Here is a 20,588-nt window from a genome sequence, read left to right as displayed (position 1 = left end):
AATTTACCGTTTCGTTTTACGCCGGAAATCATGTCGGTTCGAAGCGGCCTTTCAGACAAGTCCGGAAACGCGCCTGTGCGCGCGCGCGATGCGTCGCAAGCTGAACAGATCATCGACACGGGGCAATGGCTGGCCGCCCTTGCCCACCATGCCGCCATTTTGACTCATGTGGACGGCGAATTGACCGTCGTTCGCACGAACAAGACCTTTGCCGAGGCATTTCCCCTCGCAACGCCACAAGACAGCCAGGGCAAGAAAGTGTCCGGCGAATGGGCCAAAAAGGTCATGCGCTTCATAACATCGAAACGCGATGTCGAGAGTTTCGAGTTGCGCCGGGACGGATCATTGGGTCCGGAATATTTCCTGTGCATGATCGGGAACCTGCCATGCGCGAGCGATGGCGCGCCGCAATATCTCTTTACGGCGGTGGATTGCACGCGCGAACGCAGCGTCGAGAAAAGCCTGCGCCGCGAACTGTTGTCCGACGGATTGACGGCGCTGCCGAACCGCGCGGGATTCGGCGAGGAAATCGACGATCGCATCTGTCATTCGACCTGGCCTGAAAACGCGCAGTTCGGGATCATCGCGATCGACCTTGCCCGGTTCAGCCGCGTCAATGAATCACTAGGCCCGATGGCAGGCGACGAATTGCTCATCACGGTCGCCAAGCGGTTCAAATCCTGCCTGCGGCAGGGCGATGTGCTGGCACGGATCGGCGGCAATGACTTTGCAATCTTTGCCAGACTTAACAATGGATTGTCTGATGCTCTTCAGATCGTTCAACGGATAAACGACGCACTCAGCGCCCCCATCCGCCTCAGCGGGTTGCAGATACGGGTGGATTGCGCGATCGGCTGCGCCATTTCCGCAGGGCTGGACGAAGACCCCGACGATGTCATCCGCAAGGCTCAGGCTGCGGTCAAGATCGCCAAGCGAAGCGGCAAGGTCGAAATCTACCGCAATGGCGTGCTCAAGGAAGCGCAGCGGCGCTTCACGCTGGAAAGCAAGTTGCGCGATGCGCTGGCGCAGGGCGGGCTCACGCTGGCGTTCCAGCCGCTCATTCATTTGCAAACGGGAGAGATCACCGGCTTTGAGGCCCTGGCGCGCTGGCATGACCCGGAACTGGGCCATGTTTCGCCGGTCGAGTTCATCGCGGTGGCCGAAGAAAGCGGGCTGATCGCGCCGCTGGGGCGCTGGGCGACCTACGAGGCAACCCAGACGCTGAGCCGCTGGGACGCCAAATTCGGCGGACCCTTGCCGGTCGGCGTGAACGTGAACCTCTCGCCGATCCATATGGCGCGCGATGACGTGGCGTCCATGTTCGAGGAGGCGCTGCGCTATTCGGGGGTGGAGGGCAAGCGGCTGACCGCCGAAATCACCGAGAGCGCAATCGTGGCGGACCCGGACAAGGCTCGCAAGCTCCTGTTTGCGCTCAAGGATTTGCAAATGCCGATCGCCATGGACGATTTCGGCACCGGCTATTCCAACCTGGCAAGCCTGCACAGCCTGCCGATCGACATATTGAAGATCGACCGCAGCTTCGTCTTTTCGATGCTGGAGGATCGCGACAAGGCGGTAATCGTGCGGACAATCCTGTCGCTGGCCGAATCGCTGGGCCTGCATGTGACGGCCGAGGGGATCGAAACGCAGGAACTGGCGCTGGAACTGCAACGCATGGGATGCTGGCAGGGGCAGGGCTATTATTTCGCCAGGCCGATGAACGAGGCCGATGCTTTCGATTATTGGCGCGCGCGCTGGAACTTCGAAACGGTCTGATCCGCGATCTCCGCGACGCGGGCGGCGTCGGGAAAGCCTTCCGCCACCCAGATTTCCTGCACTTCACCCAAAGCTTTCGCCACGTCCGGCCCCGGCGTGAGGCCACGCGCGATCAATGCGCCGCCGCCGATGGGCAAGCGGGGCGGCGTCCATGCGTCGAGCGTGGAAAGGCCGGACAATGGCGCGGAACAATCGAGGAGGATGCGATCCGTCGCGCCTTCCACCCCGATGCGCCAGGCAAGTGTGCGTGGGGGCAGGTCGCCCGGCATGGCCTCCAGCGCGGTGACGAGCCGCTTGCGCGCCTTGTTGGACAGCTTGAGCCGCGCGCCCGCGGCATTGGCCGTTGAGGCATTGGCGGGCAGCAATGCGGCCAGTCGGCGCAACGATGCGGGATCGATTGCCGAAGCCGCTTCCCGTTCAATGAGGGTTGCGAGCCGTTCCACCCCGGCCACGTCGATTTCCGGCAGGACAGGATGCAATATGCCGCCCTCCACCATCAGGCGCAGGGCATGGATGGGCGCATCCACCGCCAGCAGCTTCAATAACTCATCGGCTATGCGTTCGCGCGACAGGGCCATCAGGCTGTTGGCAGCCGCCTTGCATGCGGCATAGGCCTCCGCATCGGGCGTTTCCTGACCGAAGCGGGCCAGAAAACGAAAATAGCGCAGGATACGAAGATGGTCTTCCGCGATGCGCGCGGAGGCATCGCCGATGAAGCGCACCCGCCGCGCCTCCAGATCGGAGACACCGCCGAAAAAGTCGCTGATCTCGCCGGTCAGCGGATCAGCGTAAAGAGCGTTGATCGTGAAGTCGCGCCGGGCTGCATCCTCGCGCCAGTCGTCGGTATAGGCGATGGTGGCGCGGCGGCCGTCCGTGCTGACGTCATGGCGCAATGTCGTGATCTCGACCGGGCCGCCTGCCGTCACCGCCGTGACGGTGCCATGGTCGATGCCGGTCGGCACGCCTTTGATCCCCGCCGCTTTCAGCCGGTCCATGACCTCCTGCGGGGAAAGCGTCGTCGCAATGTCCAGATCGTTCACCGCCAGGCCGAGCAGGCTGTCGCGCACTGCCCCGCCGACGAAGCGGGCATGACCCCGATCCGCTTCGAGCGCGGCAAGCAGGCCGTGGAGGCCCTGTCGATGACGCCATGGCGCGTCAGGCAGCGATGCGGTCATAACCCAACCTGCGCGAAAGATTGGCAAGGATCGCGGCCGTGACGCCCCAGATGCGGCGATCTTGCCAGAATATTTCATAATAATGCCGCTCAACACCTTCAAAAATCATGGATTTATGAACGCGGTTTGTCGGGTCGAGGGCGAAGGCGAGCGGAAGTTCGAACCAGTCGTCCACCTCGCTTTGTTGCGGGACGAGCGGCAGGTCGGGGGGAATGACGCCCAGCACCGGCACGATGTCGAAGCCGGTGAAGGTGTGATAACGGTCGGAAATGCCGATGATCTGGACCCGGTCAGGCGGCAGGCCGATTTCCTCCCGCGCTTCCCGCAGGGCGCCGGCGATTTCGTCCGGATCGCTTTCGTCCACCCGGCCGCCGGGAAAAGCGACCTGCCCCGGATGCTTGCGGAGCGAGGATGATCGTTGCGTCAGGATGAGGCCCGGTTCCGGGCGCTCGGTGATCGCCACCAGCACGGCGGCGGGGGCCAGCACGATGTCGCCGTCGATGCGTGGGTCGTGCGTATCGGCGGGCAGTAGGGCGTTTCCTTCCCTATGCCCTTCGATCAGGGCTGCGCGCAGACGTTCGGCCAATGTCATGCCGCATCCTCCAGCGGGAAGAATGTGCCGTTGCTCCACAGGCCGATCTGCTCACCGCCTTCATCGAGGGCCATGTTCGCCAGTTCATAATAGACGCTGCGCGCGACCAGCGCCTCCATGCCGCCACGAACATGGAGATAGGGATGAGGGCCATTGTCGCCATTCCGCACGGTCAGGGCATTGTCCGGCCCGGCCGTCACCAGATCCCCGGTGTTGAGGCGGAAGGCGAGAGCGCGGTCCTGCCCTTCGCCTTCGCTTTTCAGTTCCACCGCGACGAAGGGCGCATCCTCCACTTCGATGGAAAGCTTTTCCACCGGCGTCACCAGGACATAAGAGCCGTCCGGCTCACGGCGCAGGATGGTGGAGAAAAGACGCACCATGGCTTCGCGGCCGATAGGCGATCCCTGATGAAACCAGGTGCCGTCGCGCGCGATCCGCATGTCGCTGTCGCCGCAATGGCCCGGATTCCATTGCTCGACCGGCGGCAGGCGCTTTGCGGCCAGCAGCCGGGCGATTTCGGTCAGTGACAGGCTGGCAAGATCGGGCGGCGGTTCCATCGGCATGGGGCCGAGATAGGGTGAGCCGCGCCCGAAGGCAAAAGGGAAATCAGCCCGCCACCGCAATTCGAGGGCTGAGCATCCCCTTGCCGCCAATCGTTCGCCCATCGACGGACAATGCGAGCAACCGCCGTGGCTCGAACGGGCCAGGCGCGTCCCATTCCCCGGTGCATTCCGCGGAAAAACCCCAGAAGCGGCCATAATATTCCGGGTCGCCGATCATCATCAGCGGTTCGGTCGCATGGGCGCGGGCAGCGGCCACCGCCGCGTCCATCATCGTCTGGCCATGACCGGTGCGCTGGATGGAAGGGGCGACCGCCACCGGCCCCACCATGATGAGCGGCGTTTGCGTGCCGTCTCCATGGGTGAGGGCCACCGGCCAGCTTTGCAGCGATCCGATCAGCGTGCCTTCTTCATCCACCATGCCGAAAGACAAGGCCGGGAGCCATGGCATCCCGTCCCGGATCAAATAGGCGGTGCGTCCGTGCCGGTCAGTGCCGAACGCCGCGTCCAGCAAGCGCTCGATCGCGTGTTCGGGGACAAGATTCAGGGGCACCAGTGATGACACGTCTTGCCGATCCGCCGTCAATGGCGCATGGACCGCGCCGGGAAGCGGCGGGCTTTAGCGCCTGCCGCGTAAATTGAAAGTGTAAACTGGTTCGTACCGGCAGGTCCGGTGCGGCCCGATATGGCGAGCTATGGATACCCCATTTGACGATTTTCTGACGCTGGAGGTCAATAATCTGCACGTCGACGTGCTGACCGGCATCTATTCGGAAGAGACGCACCTGCCTCAGCCGTTGCGGATTTCCATCCGTGCCCAGCTCAAGATCGCGGACCATTATGAGCCGGATACGCCGCTGAGCCGGTCGAAAAACTATATGGACCTTAAACATGCGGCGACCGCGGCTCTGCCCGAAGGCCAGCATTTCACGCTGATCGAAGCGGTGGCGGACCATATCGTCGACACCATCTTCCTTCAGGACGACAGGGTCAGCCATGTCCAGGTGAAGATCGTGAAGCTGGCGCTGAGCGAGCGGGGCGAGGAAATCGGCATCACGCTAGGCCGCGGTCGCAAATAGGCGAGAGCCTATTTTCCCATCAAGCCGATCTCCATCAGCCGTTCCGTCAGATAAGCGTTTGCACTGATCGGCGGATCGCGGCGAGGATTGTTCTCGCTGACGCATTGTGGCAGCGCGTCGATGATGAAATCAGGCCGCAGGTGCAGGAAGAAAGGCATGGAATAGCGCGGATAACCGCGCCGATCCGGCGGTGGATTGACCACGCGGTGGCTGGTCGAAGGCAGGACGTGATTGGTCAGCCTTTGCAGCATATCGCCCACATTGATGACCAGCGCGCCGGGTGGCGTCACCACAGGCAGCCAGTTCCCGTCGCGATCCTTCAACTCCAGCCCGCCTTCTTCCGCGCCGAGCAACAGGGTGATGAGGTTGATGTCCTCATGCGCGCCCGCGCGAATGCCGGGGGCTTGCGGGGAAACGGGGGGATAATGGAGCAAGCGCAGGATCGAATTGCCGTTTCGGATGGCGCCGTCGAACCAGCCTGCCTCCAATCCCAGATACAGGGCGATGGCCGATAGCAGTTCGGCGCCCACACGGTCGAACTCCGCGAAAAGCTGCGTGAATATGGGGCGGAAACCGGGCAGTTCGTCAGGCCAGATGTTGGGCGGCATGGTTCGTCCGAGCGGGTCGCCCGCCGGCAGGTCGCGCCCGACATGCCAGAATTCCTTAAGGTCGTTTTCGCGCGCATCCTTGGCGATTTCCCGCCCGAACGCGGTATAGCCGCGCTGCCCGCCATTGGCGCGCGCATCGTAACGGGACTTTGCCGCATCCGGCATCGCGAAGAACTGGCGGGTCAGCATCCAACCCCTCTCGATCAGCGCCGGGTCCATGCCATGATCGCCTATCATCGCAAAGCCGAACTGCTGGAAGGACGCGCCAAAAGCCATGGCAAAGGCGGGTTTGTCCATGGCCGTCATCGAGAGCAAAGGCATTTGATCCAGCACGGATTGAGTCACGCCATCACCTCGCTTGCCCGAATGTCATCCGGTCCTTGATCGTCCTTTGCCGCTCATGCAAGGAGGGGGCATGAATTATTGGCTGATGAAATCCGAACCCGATGTCTTTTCCTACGATGACCTGGTCGAAAAAGGGAAAGCGGAATGGGACGGCGTGCGTAACCATGCGGCAAAGCTGCACATGATGGCGATGAAGAAGGGGGATCTGGCCTTCTTCTATCACAGCAATATCGGCGTCGAAGCCGTCGGGGTGATGGAGATTGTGGAGGAGGCCGCGCCCGACAGCACGGACGAGACGGGGAAATGGGTCGCCGTCCATGTGGCCCCCAAGGAAAAGCTGGCCAAGCCGGTGACGCTCAAGGCCATGAAAGCCGATTCGGCGCTGTCCGACATGGTGATGTTGCGTCAATCGCGCCTGTCGGTGTCCCCGCTCAGCAAGGCGGAGTTCCAGCATATCCTTGCCATGTCAAAGGCTTGATCTGCCAACCGATATGATTGCGTGGCGCGCAATCGGTCCGGCATGATTTGCGATTGCCGCGCGGGTGCGCGTCGGTGACATTGATCCTTGAGAAAACAAGAAATTGATAGAGGTGTTTGATCGGCATTCACAAGGAGATAACCTATGCGAATGCTGTCCAAATCTGCTGTTGCCGCCGTTCTTGGCGTTCTTGCCACGTCCACAGTCGCCCATGCCGAAGATGCGCCCAAACAGCGTTTTACGCATGAAGGCTATACCTATGTATATGAAGTGAAGGACACCAAGACGGGCCAGGTCATCAACGGCCGCCGTTTTCCGGATGCCGTAGCCTTTAACCTGTCGGTCAGGAACGGCCGCGTTTCAGGCGTAACCGGGGGACAATCCGTGGCCTTCAAGGTGGCCGATGCGAAAGGCGCGACTTCGCAATAAGCCCCCCGCTGGCAATATAAAAAAAAGGGGCGGTTCCCGATGGGGAGCCGCCCTTTTCCTTATGCCTATGTGCGATTGGCTGTCAGCGGCAGCGACGCTTGCTGTCGATTTCCTTGCCGAGCAGCGCGCCGCCCGCGGCACCCAGAATCGTGCCGGTCGCGCGGTCACCATCGGTGTCGATGGCCCGTCCCACCAGTGCACCGCCTACACCGCCGACGATCAGGCCGGTGGTGCCGTTGGACTTGCGGCAATAGGTCCGGCCGTCGCGACCACGCCATTCCTTGTAACGGTGATGCTTGCGAGCCTGCGCGCCGTCCGTCGGAAAAGCCATGGAAACGGGCACGGCCAGCGACACTGCGGCCAGGGCTAGAATGGCTTTACGCATTATTATCTCCTCCGATAGCGTTTGTCGGTTCAACCCGGTAACTCATAACAAGGTTGCATGAACGTGCGGCAACGGTGGAAGGCGCTGTTATCCCTGCGGATAATTTTCCGACGAATGGGAAAGCGGCTGCGATGAACGGAAAAAAACATTCCGACACTTATCGCTATTTCCGATCACGGAATTCGGCCTTTATCCGGTGTGGATATGTCATTCAAGTAACTGTTATTACTTGTATAAACCGACTTATCCACATCTATCCACAGCTTTTGAATGGCGCGGCCCCCATGATCGTCAAAATTCGCTTTGTTCGACTCGTCAGCCATGAGAGCATTGCTTTGCCGAGACAGGAAGGAAAGGAGAAATCCCGACCAGCAAGGCCTGAGAAATCAGTAGTTTGCGAACTGTTTTGGTAGTTCGTTCTGAAACATGATCCGTAAGGATCGCGTGGAAGGCGGGCGGCTTTCTGGAAAGAAATGCCAAGTGCGCGCGAAAGTGAACGCCGGGCATGGCCATACAGGAAGTTCGGTGACGGAACAGGACGTCAGTCCAAAGCCCTCGCCAATAGCGATGTGGACGCCTTCAAAAAGCGAAAACATCGGTCACGCCGAGGTTGATGATCGCATTTCCGACAGGAAATGACATCATGCACCCCGACGGAAGTGGGGACCGGCAGCGATGCCGGCCCCCATTTTGTTTTGGGCGCGCAGAGCTTGTAGAGCGGCGTCCTGGGGTAACTATTAATGGCCATCCTCAACTCAGGGGAAATATGAGGTCTTATCGAACAAATTAAGGTCAGGCGTGGTGGAGGATATTCACTGTGACACCGCCATGCGGCCTGCGCTCAATCGCCCGCCAGTTTTCGGGCGCGTTCTCTCCATGTGCTGGCCAGCACCGGCATATTGGCTAGCATGCGGACGCCTTCAATATCCGTCCTGTGCCCTCCACCGATCAGCAGGCGGAACACGCGTTCGACTGGCCATTCGGGCAGGGGGCGATCAAGCAGGTCCATCGTCATGCCCGCCTCTGCCTTGCCCTGGCGAATGACGCGGAGATAGATGCCGCAACGCGCCGTTTTGACAATCGTCGTCATGACGTCGCGGGCGCCGAAGCGATGATCCAGTTTCCAACAGGGCTGACGGCCATGGCTCACTTCTACGATCGCGCTGCCCAGACTATATCGGTCGCCAAGGCGGATGTCGGCTTCCGTCATCCCATGCGCCGCGATATTTTCCCCGAACGCGCCAGGCGCGTCGAGCAACGGATGGCCGGGCTTGCGTTCCTTCCACCAGTCGTAATGATCCTGCGGATAAAGATGGATCGCCTTATCCAAACCGCCATGATGCACGCGGTCGGCGACGCTATCGCCATCCAGTCCTTCCCAGCCGATATGGACCGGTCCGGATAGGGGCTGCTTGGCGATCGCGCTGTGATCGTCTCCCCGGAAAGGGCGGGGCGATCCCACCAGCAGCGCGCTGATCGTCATGCCGGAATTGTTCATGTCTCCCCATGGCACGGGAAAAAGCCGACGGGGAGGGCCAGTGGAGAAAAAGAGGCAATCAACTGGCGCTGAGTTCCGACCACAGCTTCAGCACTTCGCTGCCCGTATCCGTGATGACGAGGCAGGCGGGGTTATGCCGGGAACCGTTGCGGCGAACCTGCATGCCTTCGATCCGGTATTCGACCTGATGGTCGAAACAGGCTGCGATCCGCCCGCGGCCCACGCCCTGACCCCAGTTCCATCTGACGCGCATTCCCTTGCGAAGGCGATCGGGCATGGCGGGGTCTCCGTTCCTGTTACGGGGCGTTGGTCCCCGCGATAGCAAAATGTCCAAAGCGGGCGCGGGTTCCCTTGGGTTTTGGCGCGGGCTGGGTTAAGGGGCCGGGATGGATGCAACCGGGCTGCGCGTGGCGCTTTTCAGCGGCAATTACAATTATGTGCGAGACGGCGCGAATCAGGCGCTCAATCGTTTTGTCGGCTATCTGCTGCGGCAGGGCGCGGCGGTACGCGTCTATTCCCCGACCATAGATCCACCCGCCTTCGAACCGACCGGCGATCTGGTGAGCGCGCCTTCCATTCCGGTGCCGGGGCGCACGGAATATCGGATTCCCTATCGCATGTCTGGCGCGGTGCGGCGCGATCTGCGGGCCTTCGCCCCCAATCTGGTCCATGTGTCCAGCCCCGATCCCCTGGGGCACCGCGCGGTGAGCTGGGCGCGAAACAACGGGCTGCCCGCCGTGGCGTCCGTCCATACGCGTTTCGAAACCTATCCGCGCTATTATGGGCTGGCCTTTCTGGAGCCGGTGATCGAATCGATGCTGCGGCGCTTCTATCGCCGTTGCGACGCCATCGTGGCGCCGTCCGAATCGATGGCGCAACTGCTGCGCGAACAGCGGATGAGCTATGATGTGGGCATCTGGACCCGTGGCATCGACCGCGAAATTTTCCACCCAGGCCGCCGCGATACCGAATGGCGGCGGTCCGTCGGGATCGGGGACGATGTACCGGTCATCGGCTTTATCGGTCGGCTGGTGATGGAAAAGGGGCTGGATGTCTTTTCCGACAGCATTGATCAGCTGGTTGCGCGGCAGGTGCGTCACAAGGTGTTGGTGGTCGGCGAAGGGCCAGCGCGCGAATGGTTTCAGAACCGGTTGCCAGACGCCGTATTTACGGGGTTTCAGAAGGGCGCCGATCTGGGACGCGCGGTGGCGAGCATGGACATGCTGTTCAATCCTTCTGTCACGGAAACCTTCGGCAATGTGACGCTGGAGGCGATGGCGTGTGGCCTGCCGACCGTGGCGGCCCGCGCGACCGGCAGCGAGAGCCTGGTGACGGACGGAGTGACCGGGCGGCTGATTCGTCCCGGCGCGATTGGCGCTTTTGCCGATGCGCTGCAGACCTATTGCTCCGATGCGGCAGTGCGAGGACAGGCGGGGCAGGCCGCCATGGCGGAGGCGGAACGCTATGGCTGGGATCAGGTCAATCAGGCGCTGGTCGATACCTATGTGCGCGTCATCCGCCAGCGCGCCCAAGGTGCGATGATGAAGGCCAGCCCGGTTCCCTGAACGGCAAAGCCTCCCTATATCGGGAGCGATGGCAGATCTTTTCGCACAGGATGATGTTTCCGTGGAGATGGTGGGCGGCCCGCTGGCCGACCGGCTGCGTCCGCGCTCCCTGACCGATGTAGTGGGTCAGGACCATCTGACCGGCCCGGACGGGGCGATCGGGCGGATGGTCGCGGCGGGACGGTTATCCTCCATCATCTTTTGGGGGCCGCCGGGAACGGGCAAGACCACCATTTCGCGGCTGCTGGCCGATGCGGTCGGCATGCGGTTCGAGCCGATTTCGGCTGTCTTCTCCGGCGTGGCCGATCTTAAGAAGGTTTTTGCCGCCGCCAAGGAACATGCGCGAATGGGACAGCGCACGCTGCTCTTCGTGGATGAAATCCACCGCTTCAACCGAGCGCAACAGGACAGCTTTCTTCCCTTTGTCGAGGACGGCACCGTCACGCTGGTCGGCGCGACAACCGAAAATCCGAGCTTTGAACTGAACGCCGCGCTTCTGTCCCGCGCACAGGTGCTGATCCTGCGGCGGCTGGACACGGCGGCGCTGGAGCTGCTGCTGGACCGGGCCGAAGCGTTGATGGAGCGCCCTTTGCCGCTGGACGCCGCTGCGCGGGAGGCGTTGATCGCGAGCGCGGACGGGGATGGGCGCTTCCTGCTCAATCAGGTGGAGACGCTCTATTCCATAGATTTGCCAGATGCGCTCGATCCGGCGGGATTATCGGCGCTGCTTCATCGGCGCGTCGCCGTCTATGACAAGGATCGGGAGGGGCATTACAACCTTATCTCCGCGCTGCATAAATCCTTGCGCGGATCCGATCCGCAGGCCGCGCTTTACTATCTCGCCCGGATGCTGACGGCGGGGGAGGAGCCGCTCTATGTGCTGCGGCGGCTGGTGCGCTTTGCGAGCGAGGACATCGGCCTGGCCGATCCGCAGGCGCTGGTGCAGTGCCTTGCGGCGAAAGATGCCTATGAGTTTCTGGGCAGCCCCGAAGGCGAACTGGCCATCGTGCAGGCTTGTCTTTATTGCTCCACCGCGCCCAAATCCAATGCGGCCTATATGGCGATGAAGTCCGCGTGGAAATCGGCGCGGGACACCGGATCGCTGATGCCGCCGCAAAATATCCTGAACGCGCCGACCAAGCTGATGAAGCAGATCGGCTATGGCAAGGGATATGAATATGATCATGAGGCGCAGGAGGGTTTTTCAGGCGCGAACTATTGGCCCGAAGAAATGGAACCGCAGACCTTCTATGCACCGACGGATCGCGGTTTCGAGGCGCGGGTGGCGGAGCGCATCGCCTATTGGGACAAGCTGCGGCAGGAGCGGGGAGAGGCGTGACGGCCCGTTTCGAGCGGTTCGTCGCGATCGACTGGTCCGGGGCGAAGGGCGCGCGGCATAAGGGGATCGCGGTCGCGGCCTGCGAGGTGGGCGATGATGCTCCCGCTCTCGTGATGGCGCCGGATGGCATCTGGTCGCGCACGGAGGTGGCCGATTGGCTGATCTGTGCCGCCAAGGAAAAGCTGACGCTTTTCGGCTTCGATTTCAGCTTTGCGCCGCCCTTCATGGCACGGGGCGGCTATCTGCCGGGCGATGCGGTGCCGGAAACGGGGCCGGATTTCTGGGCCTATGTCGAGCGCATCTGTGATGACGCTGACCTGGGCGCGGCCAGCCTGCTGGAAAGCGCGCATCGCCGCCATTTCTATTTCGGCAAGGCGGATGGGGTGAAGGCCGACTTCATGCACAACCGCGTCTGCGAAGCGCATTATAATGCGGGGGGCGGGGGAAAACCCTCCACCGTTTACGACGCCATCGGCGCGGCGCAGGTGGCGAAGGCCAGCTTCGCGGGGATGCGATTGCTGCATCGGGTCCGCCCCCATGTGCCCGTGTGGCCTTTCGATTCCCTGCCGACGCAGGGCTCGCTGGTGGTGGAAATCTATACCAGCATCGCCGCCCGCGCCGCTGGACGGCCCAAGGGGCGGACGAAGATGCGCGGCCTTGCGGCGCTGAACGATGCGTTGTCGATGCTGGACTGCGCGCCCTATGGCAAAGCGGTGCCTGACGATCATTCCACGGACGCGCTGCTCACGGCTGCATGGATGCGCGGCGCGGCGGGCAGAAAGGAGCTTTGGACGCCGCCGACGCTCGATATGCAAATCGCCGCGACTGAGGGCTGGACGTTCGGCGTCATCTGATAGTATGGGCGTCCCCGGACAGCGAGGCCGGATTAGCACAGCGGTAGTGCAGCGGTTTTGTAAACCGAAGGTCGGGGGTTCGATCCCCTCATCCGGCACCATCTTCAAATAGCCTGGCGCTGTCCGTCTTTATTCCCCGTCGCACTGGCGCGGGGGCCGGGCGCTCCCTATAGCAGGGCCATGGCATCTACCGAAAAGCAGAAGAAATCGACCACACCTCGCGCCAAGGTGCGGCCTGCCGGTTTTCCAACCCGCGATCAGGTGATGGAGTTCATCACATCCTCCGACCAGCCCGCGGGCAAGCGTGAAATTGCCAAAGCGTTCGGCCTCAAGGGGCAGGAGAAGATCGCGCTCAAGGCACTGCTGAAGGACATGGCGGACGAAGGGCTGATCGACATCGGTCCCGCGCGCGCCTTTCACAAGATGGGCGGCGTGCCCAAGGTGACGGTGTTGCGGATCGTCGATGTGGACGACACCACGCTGATCGCCACGCCCGAACGCTGGGAAGCGGAAGGCCAGCCCGCGCCCCGCCTGCGCGTGGTCGAGCGGGGCAAGCGCGGCGCTTTGACCATCGGCGACCGGATATTGGCGCGGACGGAGGAAGCCGGGCGCGGCTGGGTCGCCCACCCGATGAAGAAGCTCGCCAAGGCCAGCGAGGAATTGCTGGGCGTGGTGGAGGAAGGGCCGAAAGAACAAAATGGCGTCGGCAAGCTGTGGCTGCGCCCCGTCGACAAGCGCATCCGCCGGGATACGCCCATTTCCGACGCGGGCACGGCCAAGCCCGGCGATCTGGTGCTGGCCGAGCCGGTCGGACGCCCGCCGCGCATCACCGCGCGTGTCACGGACATATTGGGCGATCCCTTCGCGCCGCGCAGCTTCAGCCTGATCGCGATTCACAAGCACGGCATTCCCCATGTCTTTTCCGAGCAGGTGGAGAAGGAGGCCGTCACGGCATCCGGATTGCCTTTGCATGAGGATAAGCGCGAGGATTTGCGGCATTTACCCATCGTCGCCATCGACCCGGTGGATGCGCGCGATCATGACGACGCCGTCTGGGCCGCGCCGGACGACGATCCCGCCAATCCCGGAGGCTATCGCGCTATCGTCGCCATTGCCGACGTCAGCTATTATGTCCGTCCCGGCAGCGCGCTGGACCGGGAGGCGCGCAAGCGTGGGAACAGCGTCTATTTTCCTGACCTGGTCGTGCCGATGCTGCCACACCAGCTTTCATCCGACATGTGTTCCCTTCGCGCCGGTGAGGACCGGGCGGCCATGGCCTGTCACCTCATCGTCAACGCGGCGGGCAAGGTGACGTCATGGCGCTTTTCCCGTTCTGTGATCCGGGTGGCGGCAGTGCTGGCTTATGAGGACGCGCAGGCGGCCATTGACGGCGCGAAGGATCATGCGCTGCTGGAACCGGCGTTGAGGCCATTGTGGGCCTGCTGGGCGCTGCTTCGCAGAGCGCGGGAGAAGCGCGATCCGCTGGCGCTGGACCTGCCCGAACGGCGCGTGGTGCTGGACGAATGGGGCAAAATCGTGAGCGTTGCCGTGCGCGAAAGGCTCGACGCGCATATGCTGATCGAGGATTATATGATCGCCGCCAATGTTGCCGCCGCCAAAGCGCTGGAGGCGAAGAAGGCGCCGGTCATGTATCGCGACCATGAACCGCCCAGCCGCGACAAGCTGGTGGCGCTCAAGGATTATCTCGCGACCTTCGACATCGACTTCGCACTGGGGCAGGTCATCAAGCCGTCGACCTTCAATCGCCTGATCGAACGCGTCGGCGAGGCGGAGGAAAAACCGCAGATCATGGAACAGATCCTCCGCAGCCAGACACAGGCCTATTACAGCCCGCAGAATATGGGGCATTTCGGGCTGGCGCTGGGCAGCTACGCGCATTTCACCTCGCCCATCCGGCGCTATGCCGACCTGCTGGTACATCGGGCATTGGTGGGAGCCTATGGGCTGGAACTGCCCGCGCCCAAGGGTGGGGCACTGCCTGACCGGACCGCGCTCAGCGGCGAGGATTATGAGAATATGGGCCGCGTGGGCGAGATGATCAGCCAGCATGAACGCCGCGCGATGGAGGCGGAGCGGGAAACCGTCGACCGCTATGTCGCGGCCTTCCTTGCGGCGCATGTCGGCGATCTGGTCGACGCGCGGATCACCGGCGTTCAGAATTTCGGCTTCTTCGCCACGGTCGAAGGGCTGGGCGGCGACGGGCTGGTGCCGGTATCGACGCTGGGCGACGAACGCTTCTATTATGATGAAGCCGCCCGCGCCTTGCAGGGCGTGGAGAGTGGCGATCGCTACACGGTGGGCCAGCGGCTGCAACTGCGGCTGGCGGAGGCGGACCCGATCAACGGCGCGCTACGCTTCGAACTGCCCGATGCGCTGCCGCAGCGGCCGAGCTTCAGGAAGGATCGCGCGCGGCCGGGGATCAAGCGTGGCCGTCCCGCCAATATCCGTCATATCGGCAGCACGCGGGGCAAGCACAAGAAACGGTGAGGATCAACTCAGGCGGTCGATCGCCTCGACATCCAAACCGCCGGGGATGATCATGATGGGGCAGGGCAATTTGCCCGCATCCGCGCCCGCGAAATGGGAAACGAGCTTTCCGGGCGGGCCGCTGGCCGCCGCGCCCAGCACGAGAGCGGCGACATCATCCATTTCGTCCAATGTGTTGCGAACCACCGCCACCGGATCGCCCTGCTTGACGGTGATGCTGGGGCGGATGCCGGATTCGTTGGTCAGCGTGCCCGCCGCGCTCATCACCAGCGCTTCGGCGCGTTGATGCGCCTCATCCTCCATCGTCGCCTGCACGCCGCTCCATTGCACGAATTCGGCGGGCGGAATGAGCGCCAGGATACGCACCGCGCCATTGGTCTTGGCCGCGCGCCGGGCAGCGAAACGCAGCGCGGTTTCCGCTTCGGGCGATTCGTCCACGACAACCAGATATGTCCGCACTTCGCATGCCCCCCGCATATGTCCGACGGCCCAAATATCCGTCTTTGTCGGTTCCATGAACCAACTGGGTGAAATGTGATGCATAATCGGGCCCAGCGCAAGGCGCGCCCTTGACCGCTTCCCTCAAAGCGCCGAAACGGGCCTGAAAAGGCTTTCTGCCAACGGATATGCGATAAGAAAAGGCCCACCGATGAGCAAGACGATCCAGATGCCTGCCCTGTCACCGACCATGGAGGAAGGAACGCTGGCCAAGTGGCTGGTAAAGGAGGGGGACTCCGTTTCGTCGGGCGACCTTCTGGCGGAGATCGAGACGGACAAGGCTACGATGGAGTTCGAGGCCGTCGATGAGGGCATCATCGCGAAGATCACTGTCGCGGAAGGCAGCGAAGGCGTGAAGGTCGGCACCGTCATCGCCATTTTGGCCGAAGAGGGCGAAGATGTGGCGGAAGCCGCGAAGGGCGGCGGCAAGGCGGAGGCGGCTCCAGCGGCTAGCGCCGAAGCCGCGCCGGCACCCAAGGCAGAGACCGCAAAAGCGGATGCCGCGCCGACGGAAGCCGTCGCGCCGAAGGCCGGTCCCGCTCTGGCGAAACAGGATGGCGACCGGATCAAGGCCAGCCCGCTTGCCCGTCGTCTGGCGCAGGAAAAGGGTCTCGATCTGGCCAGTGTCTCGGGTTCCGGCCCCAACGGCCGCATCGTGAAGGCCGATCTGGAAAGCGTGAAGCCCGGCGCGGTTGTGCCTGCCGCTGGTGTAGTTCCCGCCGCTGCGCCGTCGCCGGTGGGTGCGTCTGCTGCCGTACAGGATTTCGGCATCCCGCATGAGGTCGTCAAGCTGTCGAGCATGCGAAAGACGATCGCGCGCCGCCTTACCGAATCCAAACAGCAGGTGCCCCACATCTACCTGACCGTCGACATTCAGCTCGACAGGCTGCTTAAGCTGCGGGCGGACCTGAATGACGGACTGTCGGGGCGAGGCGTGAAGCTTTCGGTCAACGACCTGCTCATCAAGGCGTTGGGCGTCGCGCTGATCCAGGTGCCCGAATGCAATGTCCAGTTTGCGGGCGACCAGATGTTGAAGTTCCAGCGCGCCGATATTTCCGTTGCCGTGTCGATCCCGGGCGGCCTCATCACGCCGATCATCACCGAAGCGGACAGCCGGGGCGTCGCCGCCATCTCCACCGCGATGAAGGATCTGGCCGGGCGCGCCAAGGAAGGGAAGCTCAAGCCGGAGGAATATCAGGGCGGCACCGCATCCCTATCCAATATGGGCATGTTCGGCATCAAGCAGTTCGAAGCTGTCATCAATCCGCCCCAGGGCATGATCATGGCCATCGGTGCAGGCGAAAAGCGGCCCTATGTCATCGACGACAGCCTTCAGATTGCGACCGTCATGTCCGCGACCGGCAGCTTCGATCATCGGGCCATTGACGGCGCAGATGGCGCGCGGCTGATGCAGGTGTTCAAGCAACTGGTTGAAAATCCGTTGGGAATGCTTGCCTGATGACGCAGGCCGAGGAACAGCCGCCTGCCGGCAGTCCCGCCGTCCGCGTTATCGCCATGCCCGCCGACACCAATCCCTATGGAGATATTTTCGGTGGCTGGCTGATGAGCCTGATGGACTCCGCGGCGGGATCGGTCGCCGCCCGCCATTCGAAGGGGCGCGCCGTGACCATCGCCGTGGAGGGCATGACTTTCCTGCGGCCCGTGGTCGTCGGTGACGAGGTGTCGGTCTATGCCACGCTTATGAGCGTTGGTCGAACGTCGATGCACATCGCGGTCGAGGCATGGCGACGCACGCGGCATGACGACCGTTCCTATCGAGTGACCCAGGCAACCTTCACCTTCGTCGCGATTGGCGAGGACCGCCAGCCGCGCACGGTGGCGCCGCTAGCGATTGCATGATGATTCTATCCTTCAAGAAACGAGTGTGACACATGGCTGAGAATTACGATGTCATCGTTCTGGGTTCCGGCCCCGGCGGCTATGTCGCCGCGATCCACTGTGCTCAATTGGGCCTGAAGACGGCGATCGTCGAGCGCGAAAATCTGGGCGGCATCTGCCTTAACTGGGGCTGCATCCCGACCAAGGCGCTGCTGCGTTCCGCCGAAATCTTCCATTATATGCAACATGCCAAGGATTACGGGTTAGCGGCCGAGAAAATCAGCGCCGATATCGAAGCGGTGGTCAAGCGTTCGCGTGGCGTTGCCAAGCAGCTCAATCAGGGCGTCACGCACCTGATGAAGAAGAACAAGATCGCCGTGCACATGGGCGACGGCAAGCTGACCGGCAAAGGAAAGCTGTCCGTTACGAAGGATGGCAAGGCCGAGGAGCTTAACGCGAAGCACATCATCGTCGCCACCGGCGCGCGCGCGCGCGACTTGCCGCAGCTTAAGGCGGACGGCAAGCGGGTGTGGACCTATCGCCATGCCATGACGCCCCCAGAAATGCCGGGCAAGCTGCTGGTCATCGGTTCGGGCGCGATCGGCATCGAGTTTGCGAGCTTCTACAATGACATGGGCGCGGACGTGACCGTGGTCGAGATGATGGACCGGATCGTGCCGGTGGAGGACGCGGACGTGTCCGCCTTCCTCGAAAAGGCGCTGACCAAGCAGGGCATGAAGATCCTGACCGGCGCGAAGATCGAGAAGATCGCGACCGGCGATAAGAGCGTGACAGCGACGATCAAGGACAAGGCGGGCAAGGAAGTCGCTGGCGAATACAGCCATGTGATCGTCGCCATCGGCATCGTCCCCAATGTCGAGGATCTGGGTCTGGAAGATGTCGGCGTGGAGCCGGATCAGCGTTCCCACATCAAGACCGACGATTTTGGCCGCACCAATGTCGACGGCATCTGGGCCATTGGCGATGTCACCGCGCCGCCATGGCTGGCGCATAAGGCAAGCCATGAAGGCGTGATCGTTGCCGAAGCGATCGCGCAGGCGCTGGGTAACAAGGATGTGCATCCGCACGCCATGGATGTCCGCAACATTCCCGGTTGCACCTATTGCCATCCGCAGATCGCCTCCGTCGGGCTTACCGAAGCCAAGGCGAAGGAAGCGGGCTATGAAGTCAAGGTCGGAAACTTCCCCTTCATCGGCAATGGCAAGGCGATTGCGCTGGGCGAAGCGGAAGGGTTCGTGAAAACCGTGTTTGATGCCAGGACCGGCGAACTGCTGGGCGCACACATGATCGGCGCGGAAGTGACCGAGATGATTCAGGGCTATACAATCGGCAAGACGATGGAGACGACCGAAGCGGAACTGATGGAAACGGTGTTCCCGCACCCGACCATTTCCGAAGCCATGCATGAAAGCGTGCTGGCGGCCTATGGACGTGCGCTCCATATCTGACGGGCGATCATGGAAAAGAGGCGCGGGGGCTTTGGCCTTCGCGCTTCTTTGTATCGTCATCGTCGCGCTGGTCCATCGGCAAGGTGCGCTCGATGGGCTGAATGAGGGGCTGATGATGGGAGCCGGCCGTTTGCGTGACAGCGGAGGCGGGCAACATTTCACCACTATCATGCAATTCGCTTCGACGGTGGGAGGCACAGGCGGACGGTTGTTACTCCTGGGGGGCGCGCTTGCCCTGCTGCTCTGGTCCGGGCGACGGCGCGCGGCGGTGTGGCTCGCGGCCACGATGGCGGGAGGAACGCTGCTTAACCTGCTGCTCAAACAGATATTTTCCGCGCCACGCCCCGATCTGCTGCCACATCTGGATATTGTGCACAGCTATAGCTTTCCCAGCGGCCATGCGGCGGGGAATATGATGTTCTTCGGCGCGCTTGCGATGCTGGCAGGGCGCTGGCCCGCTTATGCCGCCGCCGGAGCGGTCATTGCGCTGATCGGCGTCAGCCGGGTGTGGCTGGGCGTGCATTGGCCGAGCGATGTGCTGGCCGGATGGATCGAGGGTATCGGCTGGCTAGCCCTGTGCGCCCGCTGGATGCCGCGCGCCTCGCAGCAGCGCGCGGGTCGAGGCCGATAGTGCCCTAAGCTTCTTCCTCTTCCACTTTCTCGACCGGCGGGTGCAGCCGCAGACGCGTCACCCGGCGTCCGTCGCTGGCCAGCACCTCCAGCTTCCAGCCGCTTTGCTGATGCTCCACGATTTCGCCGGGTTCTGGCACATGGCCCGCCAGCACGAAGGCAAGGCCGCCCAGCGTGTCGACATCTTCCTCGACGTCGCCCAGTTTCTCGTCGATTTCCTCGGCCACATCCTCCAACTCGGCGCGAGCGTCCGCTTCCCACAGGCCACCTTCCAGCGGCACCAGCATCGCTTCGGGCTCCTCGTCATGCTCATCCTCGACCTCGCCGACGATTTCTTCGACCAAATCTTCGAAGGTCAGTAGCCCCTCGGTCCCCGAATATTCGTCCAGCACGATGGCAAGATGGGTCCGCTTCGCCCGCATTTCGGCGAGCAGATCCAGCGCCCCCATGCTTTCAGGCACATAGAGTGGCTGCCGGATCAGAGGTTCCAGCGTATCGGGCATCGGTGACTTGCCCGCCATTATGGCGAAGGCGTCGCGGATGTGGATCATGCCGACGATGGTGTCGAGCGTTTCCCGATAGACCGGGATGCGGCTGTGCCCGGCTTCCGCAAACAGCGCCGACAGTTCCGCAAAGCTCGCCTTTTCCTCAATGGCGATGATGTCTGCGCGCGGGACGGCGACGTCATCGACCGTATGTTCGGAGAAATGGAGAAGGTTGCGGACCATCTGGCGTTCGATTGCCGACAGGTCGCCTTTGGAGGGGGAGGGCGCGCCGTGCTCCTCATCCTCGTCATATTCGTCGAGTGCCTCCTCCAACTCGCGCCGGAGGCTGTGCCCCTCATCCTCCCCGAAGAGCAGCGCCTTCAGGCCGCTCCATAAACCGCCCTCATGGCTACTACTGTCCGGTTCCTTGGAGCCGTTGCCATTGCCGTCCTTCGGGCTGCCCTCAGCCATAATCT

23 protein-coding genes and 1 tRNA gene are annotated in these 20,588 nt (G+C 62.5%); 14 read left to right on the top strand and 10 right to left on the bottom strand.

Annotated features, from left to right (window positions below):
- Window positions 1–30: 30 nt before the first annotated feature.
- Complete coding sequence (locus tag LDB26_RS09790) at window positions 31–1,776, top strand: bifunctional diguanylate cyclase/phosphodiesterase (RefSeq protein ID WP_062065937.1); 1,746 nt, start codon at window positions 31–33, stop codon at window positions 1,774–1,776.
- Here LDB26_RS09790 and LDB26_RS09785 read toward each other — a convergent pair.
- Genes LDB26_RS09785 through LDB26_RS09770 form a run of 4 tightly spaced genes read right to left on the bottom strand, consistent with a single transcriptional unit; the run spans window position 1,740 to window position 4,659 of the window.
- On the bottom strand, window positions 1,740–2,951 hold the full coding sequence (locus tag LDB26_RS09785) for a CCA tRNA nucleotidyltransferase (protein WP_257541938.1): 1,212 nt from the start codon (window positions 2,949–2,951) through the stop codon (window positions 1,740–1,742). The two genes, LDB26_RS09790 and LDB26_RS09785, sit on opposite strands and share 37 nt — an antisense overlap.
- Window positions 2,932–3,543, bottom strand: a complete 612-nt coding sequence (locus LDB26_RS09780) for a CoA pyrophosphatase (protein ID WP_257541936.1) — start codon at window positions 3,541–3,543, stop codon at window positions 2,932–2,934. The genes LDB26_RS09785 and LDB26_RS09780 overlap by 20 nt, the downstream gene beginning before the upstream one ends.
- The gene (locus LDB26_RS09775) at window positions 3,540–4,106 is read right to left on the bottom strand and encodes a DUF1285 domain-containing protein (RefSeq protein ID WP_257541934.1); all 567 of its coding nucleotides are present in this window, start codon (window positions 4,104–4,106) and stop codon (window positions 3,540–3,542) included. Before LDB26_RS09775 ends, LDB26_RS09780 begins: the two co-directional genes overlap by 4 nt.
- A gap of 43 nt (window positions 4,107–4,149) precedes the next feature.
- Complete coding sequence (locus LDB26_RS09770) at window positions 4,150–4,659, bottom strand: GNAT family N-acetyltransferase (RefSeq protein ID WP_373886198.1); 510 nt, start codon at window positions 4,657–4,659, stop codon at window positions 4,150–4,152.
- Window positions 4,660–4,798: 139 nt separating this feature from the next.
- Between LDB26_RS09770 and LDB26_RS09765 the strand changes: the two genes are divergently transcribed.
- Window positions 4,799–5,182, top strand: coding sequence for a dihydroneopterin aldolase (locus LDB26_RS09765; protein ID WP_062065928.1), 384 nt, complete (start codon window positions 4,799–4,801; stop codon window positions 5,180–5,182).
- Between the two features lie 8 nt (window positions 5,183–5,190).
- On the opposite strand, the gene LDB26_RS09760 is transcribed toward LDB26_RS09765, so the two are convergent.
- On the bottom strand, window positions 5,191–6,135 hold the full coding sequence (locus LDB26_RS09760) for an isopenicillin N synthase family oxygenase (protein WP_257541932.1): 945 nt from the start codon (window positions 6,133–6,135) through the stop codon (window positions 5,191–5,193).
- A 70-nt stretch (window positions 6,136–6,205) separates the two neighbouring features.
- Between LDB26_RS09760 and LDB26_RS09755 the strand changes: the two genes are divergently transcribed.
- Window positions 6,206–6,613 (top strand): EVE domain-containing protein, encoded by a 408-nt coding sequence (locus LDB26_RS09755; protein WP_257541930.1) that lies wholly within the window; start codon window positions 6,206–6,208, stop codon window positions 6,611–6,613.
- 150 nt (window positions 6,614–6,763) lie between these two features.
- The gene (locus tag LDB26_RS09750; RefSeq protein WP_062068841.1) at window positions 6,764–7,042 is read left to right on the top strand and encodes a hypothetical protein; all 279 of its coding nucleotides are present in this window, start codon (window positions 6,764–6,766) and stop codon (window positions 7,040–7,042) included.
- 82 nt (window positions 7,043–7,124) lie between these two features.
- Here LDB26_RS09750 and LDB26_RS09745 read toward each other — a convergent pair whose 3' ends face one another.
- The gene (locus LDB26_RS09745; protein WP_062065919.1) at window positions 7,125–7,427 is read right to left on the bottom strand and encodes a glycine zipper 2TM domain-containing protein; all 303 of its coding nucleotides are present in this window, start codon (window positions 7,425–7,427) and stop codon (window positions 7,125–7,127) included.
- A gap of 426 nt (window positions 7,428–7,853) precedes the next feature.
- Between LDB26_RS09745 and LDB26_RS09740 the strand changes: the two genes are divergently transcribed.
- Window positions 7,854–8,066, top strand: coding sequence for a hypothetical protein (locus tag LDB26_RS09740; protein ID WP_156415288.1), 213 nt, complete (start codon window positions 7,854–7,856; stop codon window positions 8,064–8,066).
- Between the two features lie 202 nt (window positions 8,067–8,268).
- Here LDB26_RS09740 and LDB26_RS09735 read toward each other — a convergent pair whose 3' ends face one another.
- Together LDB26_RS09735 and LDB26_RS09730 are read right to left on the bottom strand one after the other, a co-directional pair.
- A complete protein-coding gene (locus tag LDB26_RS09735) occupies window positions 8,269–8,925 on the bottom strand; it encodes an MOSC domain-containing protein (protein WP_257541928.1) in 657 nt (218 codons plus the stop codon).
- A gap of 58 nt (window positions 8,926–8,983) precedes the next feature.
- Entirely contained in the window at window positions 8,984–9,202 is a 219-nt protein-coding gene (locus tag LDB26_RS09730; RefSeq protein ID WP_257541925.1) for a DUF2945 domain-containing protein, read from the bottom strand.
- A 109-nt stretch (window positions 9,203–9,311) separates the two neighbouring features.
- Between LDB26_RS09730 and LDB26_RS09725 the strand changes: the two genes are divergently transcribed.
- From LDB26_RS09725 to rnr, 5 genes are all read left to right on the top strand, one after another.
- Window positions 9,312–10,490, top strand: coding sequence for a glycosyltransferase family 1 protein (locus LDB26_RS09725; protein WP_062065911.1), 1,179 nt, complete (start codon window positions 9,312–9,314; stop codon window positions 10,488–10,490).
- A gap of 28 nt (window positions 10,491–10,518) precedes the next feature.
- Entirely contained in the window at window positions 10,519–11,829 is a 1,311-nt protein-coding gene (locus tag LDB26_RS09720) for a replication-associated recombination protein A (protein WP_257541923.1), read from the top strand.
- Window positions 11,826–12,683 (top strand): hypothetical protein, encoded by an 858-nt coding sequence (locus LDB26_RS09715; RefSeq protein WP_257541921.1) that lies wholly within the window; start codon window positions 11,826–11,828, stop codon window positions 12,681–12,683. The genes LDB26_RS09720 and LDB26_RS09715 overlap by 4 nt, the downstream gene beginning before the upstream one ends.
- A gap of 26 nt (window positions 12,684–12,709) precedes the next feature.
- Window positions 12,710–12,784: transfer RNA gene (locus LDB26_RS09710), tRNA-Thr, on the top strand.
- Window positions 12,785–12,863: 79 nt separating this feature from the next.
- Window positions 12,864–15,191, top strand: a complete 2,328-nt coding sequence (gene rnr, locus LDB26_RS09705) for a ribonuclease R (RefSeq protein ID WP_257541919.1) — start codon at window positions 12,864–12,866, stop codon at window positions 15,189–15,191.
- Between the two features lie 3 nt (window positions 15,192–15,194).
- Here rnr and LDB26_RS09700 read toward each other — a convergent pair whose 3' ends face one another.
- Complete coding sequence (locus tag LDB26_RS09700; RefSeq protein ID WP_257541916.1) at window positions 15,195–15,650, bottom strand: universal stress protein; 456 nt, start codon at window positions 15,648–15,650, stop codon at window positions 15,195–15,197.
- Between the two features lie 190 nt (window positions 15,651–15,840).
- On the opposite strand from LDB26_RS09700, the gene LDB26_RS09695 reads away from it, so the two are divergent.
- From LDB26_RS09695 to LDB26_RS09680, 4 genes are read left to right on the top strand one after another with little or no spacing between them, the layout of a single operon-like run.
- On the top strand, window positions 15,841–17,148 hold the full coding sequence (locus tag LDB26_RS09695; RefSeq protein ID WP_257541914.1) for a pyruvate dehydrogenase complex dihydrolipoamide acetyltransferase: 1,308 nt from the start codon (window positions 15,841–15,843) through the stop codon (window positions 17,146–17,148).
- Window positions 17,148–17,549: an acyl-CoA thioesterase gene (locus LDB26_RS09690; RefSeq protein ID WP_257541912.1), complete on the top strand. Its 402-nt coding sequence runs from the start codon at window positions 17,148–17,150 to the stop codon at window positions 17,547–17,549. The genes LDB26_RS09695 and LDB26_RS09690 overlap by 1 nt, the downstream gene beginning before the upstream one ends.
- 32 nt (window positions 17,550–17,581) lie before the next feature.
- Entirely contained in the window at window positions 17,582–18,997 is a 1,416-nt protein-coding gene (lpdA, locus tag LDB26_RS09685) for a dihydrolipoyl dehydrogenase (RefSeq protein ID WP_257541910.1), read from the top strand.
- The gene (locus LDB26_RS09680; RefSeq protein WP_257541908.1) at window positions 18,975–19,628 is read left to right on the top strand and encodes a phosphatase PAP2 family protein; all 654 of its coding nucleotides are present in this window, start codon (window positions 18,975–18,977) and stop codon (window positions 19,626–19,628) included. Before lpdA ends, LDB26_RS09680 begins: the two co-directional genes overlap by 23 nt.
- Before the next feature lie 4 nt (window positions 19,629–19,632).
- Here LDB26_RS09680 and LDB26_RS09675 read toward each other — a convergent pair whose 3' ends face one another.
- Entirely contained in the window at window positions 19,633–20,583 is a 951-nt protein-coding gene (locus LDB26_RS09675) for a hemolysin family protein (protein WP_257541906.1), read from the bottom strand.
- Between the last annotated feature and the right edge of the window lie 5 nt (window positions 20,584–20,588).

The organism is Sphingobium sp. CFD-1 (assembly GCF_024611115.1).
Lineage (GTDB): Bacteria > Pseudomonadota > Alphaproteobacteria > Sphingomonadales > Sphingomonadaceae > Sphingobium > Sphingobium baderi_A.
This window is presented reverse-complemented; position numbering and strand designations above follow the sequence as displayed.

Coding starts and splice junctions, on each gene's coding strand:
- LDB26_RS09725 (WP_062065911.1), top strand. CDS start 9,312: ATGGATGCAACCGGGCTGCGCGTGGCGCTTTTCAGCGGCAATTACAAT.
- lpdA (WP_257541910.1), top strand. CDS start 17,582: ATGGCTGAGAATTACGATGTCATCGTTCTGGGTTCCGGCCCCGGCGGC.
- LDB26_RS09765 (WP_062065928.1), top strand. CDS start 4,799: ATGGATACCCCATTTGACGATTTTCTGACGCTGGAGGTCAATAATCTG.
- LDB26_RS09730 (WP_257541925.1), bottom strand. CDS start 9,202: ATGCCCGATCGCCTTCGCAAGGGAATGCGCGTCAGATGGAACTGGGGT.
- LDB26_RS09720 (WP_257541923.1), top strand. CDS start 10,519: ATGGCAGATCTTTTCGCACAGGATGATGTTTCCGTGGAGATGGTGGGC.
- LDB26_RS09695 (WP_257541914.1), top strand. CDS start 15,841: ATGAGCAAGACGATCCAGATGCCTGCCCTGTCACCGACCATGGAGGAA.
- LDB26_RS09745 (WP_062065919.1), bottom strand. CDS start 7,427: ATGCGTAAAGCCATTCTAGCCCTGGCCGCAGTGTCGCTGGCCGTGCCC.
- LDB26_RS09735 (WP_257541928.1), bottom strand. CDS start 8,925: ATGAACAATTCCGGCATGACGATCAGCGCGCTGCTGGTGGGATCGCCC.
- LDB26_RS09775 (WP_257541934.1), bottom strand. CDS start 4,106: ATGCCGATGGAACCGCCGCCCGATCTTGCCAGCCTGTCACTGACCGAA.
- LDB26_RS09780 (WP_257541936.1), bottom strand. CDS start 3,543: ATGACATTGGCCGAACGTCTGCGCGCAGCCCTGATCGAAGGGCATAGG.
- LDB26_RS09785 (WP_257541938.1), bottom strand. CDS start 2,951: ATGACCGCATCGCTGCCTGACGCGCCATGGCGTCATCGACAGGGCCTC.
- LDB26_RS09750 (WP_062068841.1), top strand. CDS start 6,764: ATGCTGTCCAAATCTGCTGTTGCCGCCGTTCTTGGCGTTCTTGCCACG.
- rnr (WP_257541919.1), top strand. CDS start 12,864: ATGGCATCTACCGAAAAGCAGAAGAAATCGACCACACCTCGCGCCAAG.
- LDB26_RS09740 (WP_156415288.1), top strand. CDS start 7,854: ATGATCCGTAAGGATCGCGTGGAAGGCGGGCGGCTTTCTGGAAAGAAA.
- LDB26_RS09755 (WP_257541930.1), top strand. CDS start 6,206: ATGAATTATTGGCTGATGAAATCCGAACCCGATGTCTTTTCCTACGAT.
- LDB26_RS09675 (WP_257541906.1), bottom strand. CDS start 20,583: ATGGCTGAGGGCAGCCCGAAGGACGGCAATGGCAACGGCTCCAAGGAA.
- LDB26_RS09690 (WP_257541912.1), top strand. CDS start 17,148: ATGACGCAGGCCGAGGAACAGCCGCCTGCCGGCAGTCCCGCCGTCCGC.
- LDB26_RS09680 (WP_257541908.1), top strand. CDS start 18,975: ATGGACGTGCGCTCCATATCTGACGGGCGATCATGGAAAAGAGGCGCG.
- LDB26_RS09790 (WP_062065937.1), top strand. CDS start 31: ATGTCGGTTCGAAGCGGCCTTTCAGACAAGTCCGGAAACGCGCCTGTG.